This window comes from Actinomadura madurae, from assembly GCF_047130825.1.
Classification (GTDB): domain Bacteria; phylum Actinomycetota; class Actinomycetes; order Streptosporangiales; family Streptosporangiaceae; genus Spirillospora; species Spirillospora madurae.
The window spans coordinates 4,773,708-4,786,222 of the sequence record NZ_CP083237.1; the positions used below are offsets into that span (position 1 = coordinate 4,773,708).

Sequence of the window (12,515 nt, forward strand, 5' to 3'; positions counted from 1 at the left end):
CCAGTGGGGGCTCGGCACGAATAGGGTGGAAGGCCATGGCCACCTCGGAGTACGTCCCACAGCCCGCGCGATACGCGATCTTCGTCGACGCGGGATACCTCTACGCGGCCTCCGGGGCCCTGCTGCTCGGTTGCGGCTCGCGCCGCGAGTACCGGGTCGCCGCCGAGAAACTGATCAAGGCGCTGACCGACCACGCCGACGAGCAGCGGCGCGGTGAGCTGCTCCGGGTGTACTGGTTCGACGCGGCGCCCAAGCGGCAGCCGACCGTCGACCAGCGCGTGATCGCGAACCTGCCGCTGGTGAAGCTGCGCCTCGGCAACCTGAACGCGCAGGGCCAGCAGAAGGGCGTGGACGCCCAGCTCCGCGCCGACCTGGAGGCCCTCGCCCGGCACCGCGCGATCACCGACGCGGTGCTGCTGGCCGGCGACGAGGACATGCTGCCCGCCGTCGAGGCCGCGCAGCGGTACGGCGTCCGCGTGCACCTGTGGGGCGTGGAGCCGACGCACGGCTCCAACCAGGCCGAATGGCTGGTGTGGGAGTCCGACACGGTCGAGGTGCTGGCCGCCGACTTCCTGCGCCCCTACTTCACCAAGGCCAAGGTCCTGCCGGTGCCCGCGCCCGGGACCGCCGCCGCGGTCCGGGACGCCGCGGCCGCCGCGCACCGCACCAGCCCCGTCCCGTCGCCGTCGCAGGTGTTCGCGGGACGCCCCCCGGTCAAGCCCGCGGCGGCCGTCCGCACGACGGTGCCGGTGCCGGGCGCGGCGACGCCCGCCACGGTGGCCGCGTCGATGAACTCCACGGCCAGCACCCCGTCCGACGGCAAGCTCGGCCCCGACCGCGACCACATGCTGGAGATCGGCGAGCACGTCGCGCAGAAGTGGATCTTCGAGCGGGGCCGGGACAACATCCGCGACCTGCTGCCGGGCCCGATCCTGCCGCCCGTGATCGACAAGGAGCTGCTGATCGAGGCCGAGAAGACGCTGGGCTCCTCCCTGCGCCCCTACCAGGAGGCCCGCACCTGGCTGCGGGACGGTTTCTGGGAGCGCGTGTACCGGGAGTTCGGCATCGGCATCGGCAAGTCCGACTAGCCGCGGGGGCCCGTCCCCGGAGCCGGTCCCGATTCCCCCCTGAACGTGAACACGTTTAGCAATTGCTCGGACACCACGCGTCGCGCCTCGGTAAGGTCCCGGCCGTATTGGGGGGTGAGCCGTGCATGGGGCCTCATCGAGGACGATCACGGGCCGCCGCGCTCCCGCTCGCCGCGGCCCTCGCGCTGACCGGCGGCGCGCTGTCCGGCTGCGAGTCGCCCGTCCCGTTCTACCGGCCCGGGGAGGGCGGCGCGGACGATCCGGCGGTCGGGCTCGGCGGGCCCGCGCCCTACACGCGGGCGCTGCCGGACCGGGCCCCGGCGGACGGGGCGGCGCCGCCCGCCCCGCCCGGCGGCGAGGTGCCCGTCGCACCGGCCGGCGGGCGCGTCTACGCCGCCACCGGGGCCGGGATGATCGCGCCGAACGCGCGCGGGATGCCGGCCCGCCTGTACGTCGCGGGCGGCCGGGTCGTCAGCGTCGTCGACCCCGCCACGCTCCGCGTCGCCGGCCGCGCCGAGCCCTGGACGGCCGTGTCGGGGATCGTGCCGTCGTGGGATCTGCGGCGGCTGTGGGCCATCGACCGGGCGCACGGCGCGCTCGTCCCCGTCGGGCCGCGCAGCGGGCGGCGCGGCCGTCCCGTCCCGGTCACCGCGCCGGCCGGGCTCTACTTCACCCCCGACGGGCAGGACGCGCTGGTGCTGGCGCGCCGCCCGTCCCGGATCGACGTGCGCGACCCGCGCACCATGGCGCCGCGCGCGGCGACCCCGCTGCCGTGCGACGCCGGGCACGCCGACTTCACGCCGGACGAGACGTCCCTGGTGGCGACGTGCACGGCCGCCGGGACGCTCGTCCGCGTCGACCTCGCCGGCCGCCGCGTGTCCGGGACGCTCCGGCTGCCGGACGGGGCCCGGCCCGGCGACCTGCGGCTGTCCCCCGACGGCAGCGCCTTCTACGTGGCCGACGCGCGCGCGGGCGGGGTGTGGCTGGTGGACGCCCGGCGGTTCGCGCCACTGGGGTTCGTGCCGACCGCGCCGGGCGCCCGCGGCCTCGCGATCAGCCGGGACGCGGACCGGCTGTTCGTCGTGGGCGGCGGCACCCTCAGCGCCGTCGAGTTCCGGTCGCGGCGGGTCGCGTCCCGCTGGCGGCTGCCGGGCGGTGGCTCCCCCGTGCCGGGCGGGGTGTCGTCGGACGGGACGGCGCTGTGGCTCGCCGACCCCGCCGGCCTCGTCTACGCCGTCTCCACCCGGACCGGGCGCGTCGTGCGGAAGGTGCGCGTCGCAGGGCGCCCGTCCGGGCTGTGCGTGCATCCGCAGCCCGGACGGTACTCGCTGGGCGGCACCGGCCTGTACCGCTAGCGCGCTCCGGCGCCCAGCGCGAGCCGGCTAGCGCGAGCCGACATGGTGCCACTCGGGCAGCAGTTCCTCCATGAGCGCCTCGGTCTCGGGCTGGAGCCGGTCCAGCAGCGGGTCGCGGGCGACACGGCCGCGCAGCTCGTCCACGACCACCTGGACCTGGGCGACGTCGCCGGTCGCATGGGTGGCGCGGAGCAGGTCGCGCCACAGGCCCTCGTCCTCGGGGGCGAGCCGCAGCCCGGCGCGCGCCGCGCTCACCGCGCCGCGCGCGTCGCCCTCGTCGAGCCGGAGCACGACGAGCCGGTGCGCCACGTCGATGACGCGGGCGGGCGCCTCGTACTCCAGGTCGTGGTCGGCGAGCCAGGCGTACCGGCCGCGCGGCCGGCCCGCGAGGAGCGGGCCGCGGACGAGGTCCAGCGCGTAGGCCATGTAGGCGGTCTCGGACGCGGGCTCGGCCGCCGACCGCCACACGAGCCAGCGGAACACGTTCAGGTCGACCCGCACCTCGGAGCCGAGCCGGATCCGGCCGCGCTCGTCGTGGTACAGGTTCGGGCGGCCCCGCGCGTCCCGGCCGAGCCAGTCCGACACGCGCGCCACCGTCGCGTCGCGGACGCCGGCGCTCACGCCGCGCGGCCAGATCGCGCCGGACAGCACGGTCGGGTGGACGCCCTCCGGGTGCGCCGCGAGGAACACCAGCACCTCGGTGCACAGCTCGCGGCGGCCCTCGTCCATCGGTCCGGGCGCCTCGACCTCGATCGGGCCGAGCAGCCGGACCTCGGCCGAGGACTGCTGCGCGGTCGGCGGCTCCTCCCCGCCGGCCAGGCCGGGGAGCTCGACGGACTCCTGCCGGCCGGCCGTGCGGAACAGCTCGAACACGCCGCGGTAGTCGTCGTCGCGGACGAGTTGCGCGTCGACGTCGAAGCCGAGCACCCCGGCCTGGAGCCGCCCGGCGCCGTCGACGTCCCACGTCCAGGTGGCGCCCTGCACGTCGCCGGGGACGAGGTAGCCCGCGGCCATCCGGGTGCCGGTGCGGGCGAGCGCGACGAGCCGGTCCGCCTCGGCCTCCGCGGGCCGGTCCGCCATGATCAGGTAGTGCGGCATCCAGGCCTCGCCGAACACGCCGCGGCAGCGTCCGGTGAGCACCGAGTCGACGCCGGACGCGGCGAGCGCCTGCCGCACCTCCTCGCTGCGCCCCTCCAGCTCGGGCAGCGCGTCGGCGAGCGTCGGCACGGACCGGATCCGGTCCGGGGCGATCTCCGCGAGGCCCTCGCCGAGCTCGCCGTCGAACCCGACGAGCGTGATCCGCATGTGGTCGGACCAGCGGTTGGTGGCCAGTTCGAGCGCGACCGCGGAGAGCACCGCGCGGCGGACGTCCTCGGGCCCGCGCAGCGCGATCAGGCCGTGCGCCGCCTCCAGGTCGACGAGGATGCGGCCGTTGTCGTTCGTGCCGATCGAGACGAGGCCCGGGTAGGGGGCGAGGACGTCGGCGAGGTCGGACGCCTCCAGCGCGGGCAGCGCGTCGCCGTTCAGCCGCCACACCTGGCCGTCGTCGAAGGCCTGCCAGGGCGCGGGCGGGTTCCGGTCGGCGGGCGCGATCCACAGGTCGAGGCTGCCGTGCCCGTCCCGCAGCCGCCCGAGGTGCACGCCGTAGACGGTCGGCATGGCCCGGCCGCCCGCCGCCATGGACTTCGACATGTGCCGCAGCCCGAGGTCGAGCAGCCTCGCCGCGTCGTCGTCGGCGCCGATCCGCAGCGCCCGCTCGGCCTCGGCCGCCTCGCCCTCCGGCCGGACGGCCATGTGCCCGAACGCGCGGTGCCACATCTGGGTGCGGCGGCGCCGGCCGAGCACGGCGAGCAGCCCGGCGGCGAGCAGCGACGCCGCGGCGAGGCCCCGCGGCCAGCCGAGGTCGAGCGCGCCGCCGGTCTCCTCGTACTGCGGGGAGCCCTTCCCGGGCACCTCGGCGCCGCCGCTGCCGGCCTCGCCGCCCATCTCGCCGGACGGGCCCTCCGTCCCGCCGTGCACGGGCGGGTGCGGCGCCTCCTGGTTCCGCGGCTCGCTCGGCTGCGGCGCCGGGGTCGGCGACGCCGGCGGCTGGGACGTGGCGGGCGGCGCCTGGGAGGCGGGCGGCTGCGAGGCAGGGGGTTGCGACGCGGGCGGTTCCGACGCGGGCGGTTCCGACGCGGGAGGCTGCGATGCCGGGGGCTGCGACTCCGGGGGCTTCGGCGTGGCCGGCGGGGCCTGCGAGGCGGGCGGCTGGGTCGGCTGCGCCGTCGGCGGCGCGGGCCGCGCCGGCTTCTCGGGCGGCTTCGGCTTCTCCGGCCGGTCGGGGACGGCGTGCCCGTACCGGAAGTAGTCGTCGAGGTCCTTCTTCGGGATGACCTTCGCGCCCTTGGCGTCGGCGGGCATCTCCAGGATCCAGCCGGGGCGGATCAGGCTCGCGATCGTCAGGCGCGTCCCGTCCGGCTGGATGTGGCCCTTGTTGAGGGAGTAGATCTCCTTGTAGCGGCGTCCCTCGCCGAGGCACTTCTCGGCGATCTCCCAGAGGCTCTCGTGGTGCCGGCCCTCCGGCGGCTGCACCCGGTAGATCTTGGTGGTCGCGGACTTCTCCGCCGGGTCCGCGGTGAGCTCCTCGGCGAGCCGCTCGGCGGCGGCGGGCCGCTCCGGCGCGTCCGGGACCCGGTGGAACGTCCGCGCCTGCGGCTGCATCTGCACGGCCGGCTGCCGCTGCGAGAGCCCGCCGCCGGAGAACGCCGGCATGATCGCGGTGGTGGCGGTGAACAGCAGCAGGGCGGCGACGACGAGCCGGTGCACGAGCGACTGCGTCCCGCCGGCGAGCGGCACCCGGGCGGGCACCCCGACGCCGCGGACGCCCGCGTACACCTCGACCGCCACGCACGCCGCGAGCTGGAGCCAGGCCAGCCACACCAGCGCGACGAGGATCGCGATCAGCGAGCCCGGCCCGACCCGGTGCGTGAGGTCGGACGCCGACGGCACCTGGTCGGGCAGCGGCGAGCCGAAGAGCGTGATCAGCGCGAACGGGACGCCGGCCATCAGCGCGGCGAGCGCGACGAGCGCTCCGATGCCGGCCATGACGTCGCCCGCGCTGCGGCGCCCTCTCACCCGGACTGGCGTCCTCTGCCCCTGCCGCGTCACCATCGCGCCCCTGCCGTTCTCCGGTCCCCGGACGTCGCCTTCATCGTAGAACTGATCCCGCCGAGTCTCACGGGCCGATTCCTCCCGGTCCGCCCGTGACGGGACGGGCGGTCGCGCTGGAGGTCATCTGGAAGTCGCCGAAGCCCGGGATGATCCCGAGGAGCTGCGGCCGCACGCTGATCCGCACGGTGACGGCGACCGCCTGCTCGTCGGCGTCGCACTGCGCCGCGGTGACCCGCTCGCCGGAGGACGCGAGCAGGTCGCACGCCGCCGCACGTGCCCGGCCCGGGTCGAGGACGGGCCGGCCGGTCTCGCGCAGGGCATCGGTGTCGATCTGGTTCGCCCCGGCCCGCGCCGCCTGCTCGGCCACGTCGGCGGCCCGCTGCCGCGCGTGGATGGCGAGGCCGCCGTCCACGAGCAGCCCGGCGAGCAGGAGGACGATCGGGGTGAACAGCACCGTGTACATCGCGATCGTGCCGCGGTCCCGGCTGTGCGGGCGGGCCCGGCTGAGCCGGCGGTGCCCGGTCACGGCGCGCCCTCCGGGCCGTCCGTCCCGCGGTAGCTGAAGGTGTCGACGGGGGCGACCGCGTGGCCCTGGAGCCGCTTGCTGCCGGGCAGCCCGATGAACGCGAGGTCGCCGAGGTCGACGTCGCAGGTAATGGTCACCCCGACGCGCCCGCCGGGCCCCCAGGCGGACACGTCGGTCTGGACGCTCGGACCGCCCGTGCACCATTCGGTGCCGCGCATCCCGGCGGCGGCGGTGTCGGCGGCGAGGCTCTGCGCGGACGGGGCGCTGCGCGCGATGGACGCGGCGCGAGCGGCGTCCCGGGCGGCGCCGTCCACCTGGCTCTTGGCGTCCACCATCCGCCCGGCGCCGGCGAGGAAGAGAAGGAACGCGACGAAGATGGGCGTGACCAGCACCATCTCCAGGGACATCGACCCGCGGTCCTTTTCGGTCACGGCCCCGCCCCGCGCTGGCAGGCGGTGCCCGCGCCCACGTCGGGGCGGAAGCACTCGATCGGCCCCTGGGAGCGCTGCGACACGTGGAACGTCAGGAACGGGACGACCCGCACCGCCTCGCCGCTGACCTCGACCCAGCGTTCGTCGTTCTCCTCGCCCGCCCTGACCTGGAGCCCGCTCAGCAGGTCGGGGCCGATCTCCTGGACGCTGCCGGACGCCTTCGCCGTCGCGGCGCCCTCCCAGCCGCCGCCGACCGGGGAGGTGCGCGCGACGCGGGCGCCGGACTGCGCCGCCGCGAGCGCGACGTGCCGGGCGTGGAACACCATCGCGAACTGCACGACGACGAGCATCAGCAGGATGAGGATCGGAGTGAGCAGTGCCCACTCCATCGACGACGCACCCGCATCCCCGCCCTCATGTTCTTTCGGGGGGTGTGGGGGGTCGTCCCCCCACAGGCGACACGCGGAGATGCCGGGTCTTCCGGGCCGCATGGCGCTCAGCCCGTGTTGATGCTGTTGGCCTTGTCCTGGATCTTCTTCTGGATGACCGCGCCGATCGTGATGGCGATCAGGGCGAGGATCGCGGTGATGATCGCCCATTCGATCGCGGACGCGCCCCGGCTGCGCTCGTCCTCGGCCCGCAGCCGGGCCAGCCGGTCGCCGACGAGGGCGCGCAGGTAGACGACCGCCGGGTCGTGCAGGGGATTGAGCGGATTCATCGTGGCTCCTCCAGGGGGACGGACGGGGCGGGCCTAGTAGGGGACGTCATGAGGCGAGCACCCGCATCAGTGCCGGGTAGGCGAGGAAGATCAGGAATCCGGCGCACAGGAACAGCTGCGCGATGAGCATCGACTGGGAGCGCTCGCCGGCCTTGCCCTCCAGCTCCGACAGCTCGCGGCTGCGCATGGACGCGGCCCGCGCGGCGAGCGACTTGCGGACCTGCGCGCCGTCGTCGGAGACGAGCGCGAGCGCCCCGGCGAGGTCGCGCAGCTCGGCGATGTCCAGTTCCTCGCCGAGCCGGCCGAGCGACTGCCAGGGCGTCTGGCCGGTGATCCGGGCGTTGGACAGCGCGTCCCGGATGCGGTGCATGGCCCAGCCCTCGCCGACGTTGGACGCGGTCATCAGCGCCTCGGGGACGCCGCGCCCGCCGGCGAGGTTCATCGAGACGAGGTCGAGGAAGGCGCCGACGACGTGCCGGAAGTCCTGCCGGCGGGCCTGCGCCTCCTGCCGGAGCTGCATGTCGGGGAAGAAGAAGAACAGCGCGGCGAACAGCACGCAGATCCAGGCGGGGACGGCGACGGACGAGCCGAGCCCGAGCAGCGTGAAGTAGGCGACGATCAGCGGGATGAACAGCAGCGCGGCGGCGGGCAGCAGGAACTTCGTCGCGAGGAACGCCTCCAGCGACCGCCCGGTGATCGCGAGGTCGGCGCGGACGGACCGCAGCTTCCAGCCGCGCGCCTCGCAGAACCGCGCCAGCTCCCGCCCGAGCCGGGCGCGCGTCCCGCCGACCCGGTCCAGGGTCGGGGAGAGCCGGCTCGCCTGCTGCTCCTCCAGGTCGCGGCGGCGGGCGGCGTCGAGCGCGGCCATCCGGGCGGCGAGGCCGGGACGGGACGGGAACAGCGCCCGGACCAGCACGTACAGGCCGAGCCCGACGACGGCGCCCGCGATCATCGCACCGTTCACGAGGCGCCACCCCCGCCCGCGTCCGTGGTGTGCCGGCCGCGCAGCGGAAGCTCCTGCGGGCCCTGTCGCCGGGCGTCCCCGCCCTGCCAGCCGGCGACCGTGCTCGGCACCTCGCCCGGCACGCCGGGCTGGGCGGTCCGGCGCGGCTCGCTGAGGAACCGTCCCGGCAGCTCGTACCGCGACAGCCGCCGCAGCCACAGGAACGCGGCCCCGTACAGGGCGACGACGACGCACAGGACGAGCTGCCCGAGGAAGTCGTCGTAGGGCTCGACGTAGGAGTGGTTGAACACCGCGAGGGCGAGGGCCGTCCCGACGGAGACGGCGACGACGATCCGGACGCTGCGGCGGGTCGCGCGCCGGTCGGCCTCCACGCGGCGCCGCATGTCCAGCTCGGCGCGGGCCGAGGTCGCGAGCGCGCTCAGCATGTCGCGCAGGCCGGGGCCGCGGAGCTTGGCGTTCAGGATCAGCGCCGCGATGACCAGGTCGGCGGACGGGTCGTCGAGGTCGTCCGCGAACCGGCGCAGCGCCTCCGGCATCGGGACGCGGGTGTGCAGCCGGTCGACGAGGTTGCGCAGCGGCTGCTGCAGGGCGGGCGCGGCGGCGCGCTGCGAGGCGGGGATGGCCTGTTCGAGGCCGACGGCGCCCGCGATGGTGTCGCGCAGCGACTCGGTCCAGCCGGCGAGGGCCTCCAGCCGCGCCATGCCCCGGCGCTCCTCGGCGGCGCCGCCCGCGAGGCCGTTCCAGGCGAGCACGAGCGCACCCGTCCCGGCGGCCGCGATGGGCCAGCGCGTCACGATCAGCACGAGCACGCCGGCGATGACGGCGACGGCGGTGCGGGTGGTCAGGGTGCGGACGAGGTCCTCGCGGCTGCGCCCCCGGGCGGGCCCGGTCCGCGGCGGCAGCCCGCGCAGCGCGACGGCCAGCAGCAGGAGCCCGCCGCCGGCGACGGCGCCCGCGACGACGGCGAGGAGCACGTCCGGCGCGTACATCACGCACCTCCCCGGCCGGTCACCAGGCACCCCCGGCGGCCGGGTCGTAGCCGTGCTCGGCGAGGTCGGCGGCGCACGCGATCGGCGCGGACGGGACGGCGTACCCGTTCGGCCCGAGCGCGAACACCTCCGACGACAGGACCCGCCCGTCGACGCCGGTGACCTCCCGGACGCTGGACACGTAGCGGCGCAGCCGCCCGCCGGAGGCGTAGTCGTTGCGCTTCTCGATGAACACGACGAAGTCGATCGCGCCCGCGATGAGCATGTGGGTCGCCTCGACCGGCAGCCGCTCCACCGACTGGATCGCGTAGGTCGCGACGCGGTTGAAGACCTCCACCGACGAGTTCGCGTGGATCGTCGACAGCGACCCGTCGTTGCCCTGCGTCATCGCGTTCAGCATCGTGACGATCTCGTCGCCGAGCACCTCGCCGACGATCACCCGGGAGGGGTTCATGCGCAGCGACCGGCGGACCAGCTCGGCCATCGAGATCGCGCCCTGCCCCTCGGAGTTCGGCAGCCGCTGCTCGAACGCGATGCAGTTCGGGTGCAGCTCCGGGAACGCGTCGAGGCCGAGTTCCAGGGCGCGCTCGACGGTGATGAGCCGCTCGTACGGCGGGATCTCGTTGGCGACCGCGCGCAGCAGCGTCGTCTTCCCGGCGTTCGTGGCCCCGGCGATCATGATGTTCTTGCGGGCGTGCACGGCGGCGTGGAAGAACTGCCCGACCTCCTGGCTGAACGTCCCGTTGCCGACCAGGTCGGCGAGGAACACCTTGCCGAGGCGGGCGCGCCGGATCGACAGCGCGGGGCGGACGGTCACGTCCATCACGGCCGAGAGCCGCGAGCCGTCCGGAAGCCGGAGGTCGAGCTGCGGGTTCGCGGTGTCGAACGGGCGCGACGACAGCCCGCTGTAGGCGGCGAGAATCTGGATCAGCTCGACCAGCTCCTCGTCGCTCTCGGCGACCGGCTCGCCCATCACCTCGCGGCCGTCGGCGTACCCGATGAACACCCGGTCGCAGCCGTTGACGTCGATGTTCTCGATCTCGGGGTCCTCCAGCAGCGGCTGGAGCCGGCCGACGCCGAACAGCGCCGCGTGGACCCCGGCGGCGAGCGCCTCCTCCTCTTCGGCGTTCGGCGGGCGCCGCCCGGAGGTGATCTCGCCGCGGGCGAACTCCTCCAGCACCTGGCCGATCAGCGCGCGGGCGAACTGCCGCTCGTCCTCCCCGGTCATCGGCGGCAGGCCGTTCGCGGCGTCCAGCCGGCGCTGCTGCGCGAGCCGGTCGCCGACCTCCTGGCGGAGGCGCTTGACGAGCGCGTGGTCCATCTAGCGCCTCCCCTCCTCGTGGCCGCCGCCCGCCGGAACGTGCGGGGGCGCCTGGACGCCGGGCATCGCGGGCGGCGGTGGCTGCGGTTGCTGCGGTTGCGGTGCCGTCGGTCTGGGCGGGGACGGGACGTCCCGCCCGTCCTGCGGCACTCCGGCGAACGGCGCGGGGAGGCGTCCCGCCAGCTCGCCCGCGACCTCCCGCGCCGACCGGATGAGCAGCGAGCGGTCCAGCCGCCCGCCCCAGCTCCCGGACAGCAGGCCGGCGCCCTTCGGGTCGAGCGCCAGGCCGCCGAGGACGGTCACGTCCGGCGGCGGCGGGCCCTGCGCGGGGTCCTGGACGCGGCCGCGCACGCCCGCGAGGATCCGGTCGACCTCGGCGATCGAGCCGCGGAAGTCGCGCGGGTCGGCGAGCACCAGCACGCCGACCGGCGGGCCGCCGCGCAGCTCCGCGGTCAGCGCGGCGACGCGCTCGCGCAGGTGGGCGACCTGCTCCAGGGTGGCGCGGGTGAGCAGGACGACGAGGTCGGCCTCGCGCAGCAGGTCGGCCAGCGGGCTGCCGGCGCCGAGCCGGCCGCAGTCGGCGATCACGTCGACGGGCGCGAGGCCGGCGAACGCCCGGCCGAGCGGCCCCCACAGCCAGGTCATCGCCTGCGCCTGCTCGGCGTTGGTGAGCCCGACGAGCACGTCGAGGCCGCCGGCGAGCCGCTGGCAGTGCTCGGCGATCTGCTCGGGCCGCAGGCCGCGGCGCGCGGTCGCGGCGAGGCTGAGCAGGCCGCGGGAGGGGTTGAGCATCCCGCCGTCGCCGTCGCCGTCCGCCGGGGACGCGGCGGGCAGCCGGTACACCAGGTCGCCGCCCGCCTGGTCGCACTCCGCGACCAGCACGGGACGCGGCCACACGGCGCCGAGCGCGACCGCCGCGGTCGTGACGCCCGGCGCCCCCTTGTCGGCCGCGAGCGCGATGAGTGCCACCGTCAGTTACCGCCCGTGCTCGGAACCTGCGGGCCGCCCGTCTGGCCGCCGCCCGTCCCCGGGCCGCCGCTCGGGACCGGGTCGACGCCCTCGTCGTTCTGCCCCGCCGGCTGCTGGGGCGCGGGCGGCGCGGAGACCGACGTCCCGTCCGGGATGAGCGCGAGCGCGACCGCCCCGGCGGAGGCCGCCTGCGTCACCTTCGCCGCGTCGGCCGGGAGAACGGCGACGTCCACGCTGGTCTGCTCGGAGCGCAGCCGGGTCGGGCCGCCGGAGTCGCCGGTGCCGACGCCGAGCACGATCGCGTCCTGGGCGAGGACGGTCCCGGCGCGCGGCCCGCCGTTCGTCGCGCCGCCGACGGCGAACAGGGTGACGTGCTTGCCGCTGGTCAGGCCGCCCGAGGGCAGCTGGCCCGGCTTGAGCGCGAGCCCGACGACGAGCCGGCCCTTGGCGGGGGCGTCGGACGGGCTGATCATGGAGTTGGTCAGCAGCGCGCCGCGCACCAGCGGGACGGCCGCGAAGTAGCGGGTCACCTTCGCCCGCTCGGACCACTTGATGTACTGGATGCCGGTGTCGCCGACCTGCACCTCTTCGAGGGCGCCCGCGGGGATCCGCTGCCCGGCCGCGACCGGCTGCGCGATCCGGATCGCCGACACCCGCTCGCCGCTCGCCATCACGAGGTAGGCGCTGGCGAGGGCGCCGCCGAGGATCAGCAGCACCGCGAGGGCCGCGAGCGCCGGCTTGCGCTCGCGCGGGGACGCCGGGAGCCGCTGCCCCCCGGAGGTGCCGAGCCCGGAGCGGCCGAGCCCCGCCGTCCCGCCGGACGTGCCCGCCGCGCCCCCGCCGGAGATGGTCGACTGGTTGGACTTCATCGCGCTGCCCACGCGCTCCTTCCCGCCCCGCGCGGATCCCGCCTCGCGAGATCTCCACGTCACCGAGCGATCCATGCTTGCGGGGGCGGTGAGGTCACGTCAATGGATTCGGTGATGCCGAGCCGTCCGAAA

Annotated in this window: 12 protein-coding genes; 2 read left to right on the forward strand and 10 right to left on the reverse strand. The window is 76.0% G+C overall.

Going from position 1 to position 12,515, the window contains the following annotated elements; translation table 11 throughout:
• The first annotated feature begins 35 nt into the window (after nucleotides 1-35).
• Nucleotides 36-1,088: an NYN domain-containing protein gene (locus K8Z49_RS21475; RefSeq protein ID WP_024934287.1), complete on the forward strand. Its 1,053-nt coding sequence runs from the start codon at nucleotides 36-38 to the stop codon at nucleotides 1,086-1,088.
• 125 nt (nucleotides 1,089-1,213) lie between these two features.
• Entirely contained in the window at nucleotides 1,214-2,443 is a 1,230-nt protein-coding gene (locus K8Z49_RS21480; RefSeq protein WP_075020676.1) for a YncE family protein, read from the forward strand.
• A gap of 27 nt (nucleotides 2,444-2,470) precedes the next feature.
• On the opposite strand, the gene K8Z49_RS21485 is transcribed toward K8Z49_RS21480, so the two are convergent.
• From K8Z49_RS21485 to K8Z49_RS21530, 10 genes are all read right to left on the reverse strand, one after another.
• The gene (locus K8Z49_RS21485) at nucleotides 2,471-5,560 is read right to left on the reverse strand and encodes a BTAD domain-containing putative transcriptional regulator (RefSeq protein WP_412520475.1); all 3,090 of its coding nucleotides are present in this window, start codon (nucleotides 5,558-5,560) and stop codon (nucleotides 2,471-2,473) included.
• A 100-nt stretch (nucleotides 5,561-5,660) separates the two neighbouring features.
• A complete protein-coding gene (locus tag K8Z49_RS21490) occupies nucleotides 5,661-6,122 on the reverse strand; it encodes a TadE/TadG family type IV pilus assembly protein (protein WP_075020674.1) in 462 nt (153 codons plus the stop codon).
• Entirely contained in the window at nucleotides 6,119-6,553 is a 435-nt protein-coding gene (locus K8Z49_RS21495; protein ID WP_235206597.1) for a TadE family protein, read from the reverse strand. Before K8Z49_RS21495 ends, K8Z49_RS21490 begins: the two co-directional genes overlap by 4 nt.
• Nucleotides 6,550-6,942: a TadE family protein gene (locus tag K8Z49_RS21500; protein WP_021599819.1), complete on the reverse strand. Its 393-nt coding sequence runs from the start codon at nucleotides 6,940-6,942 to the stop codon at nucleotides 6,550-6,552. Before K8Z49_RS21500 ends, K8Z49_RS21495 begins: the two co-directional genes overlap by 4 nt.
• A 107-nt stretch (nucleotides 6,943-7,049) precedes the next feature.
• Nucleotides 7,050-7,271 (reverse strand): Flp family type IVb pilin, encoded by a 222-nt coding sequence (locus K8Z49_RS21505; protein WP_021599820.1) that lies wholly within the window; start codon nucleotides 7,269-7,271, stop codon nucleotides 7,050-7,052.
• Between the two features lie 46 nt (nucleotides 7,272-7,317).
• Nucleotides 7,318-8,235, reverse strand: coding sequence for a type II secretion system F family protein (locus K8Z49_RS21510; RefSeq protein ID WP_024936771.1), 918 nt, complete (start codon nucleotides 8,233-8,235; stop codon nucleotides 7,318-7,320).
• Entirely contained in the window at nucleotides 8,232-9,224 is a 993-nt protein-coding gene (locus K8Z49_RS21515; RefSeq protein WP_024936770.1) for a type II secretion system F family protein, read from the reverse strand. The genes K8Z49_RS21510 and K8Z49_RS21515 overlap by 4 nt, the downstream gene beginning before the upstream one ends.
• Before the next feature lie 19 nt (nucleotides 9,225-9,243).
• On the reverse strand, nucleotides 9,244-10,545 hold the full coding sequence (locus tag K8Z49_RS21520) for a CpaF family protein (RefSeq protein WP_021600129.1): 1,302 nt from the start codon (nucleotides 10,543-10,545) through the stop codon (nucleotides 9,244-9,246).
• Nucleotides 10,546-11,514, reverse strand: a complete 969-nt coding sequence (locus K8Z49_RS21525; RefSeq protein WP_412520479.1) for a hypothetical protein — start codon at nucleotides 11,512-11,514, stop codon at nucleotides 10,546-10,548.
• A 2-nt stretch (nucleotides 11,515-11,516) separates the two neighbouring features.
• A complete protein-coding gene (locus K8Z49_RS21530) occupies nucleotides 11,517-12,395 on the reverse strand; it encodes a hypothetical protein (RefSeq protein ID WP_075020937.1) in 879 nt (292 codons plus the stop codon).
• Nucleotides 12,396-12,515: the final 120 nt, after the last annotated feature.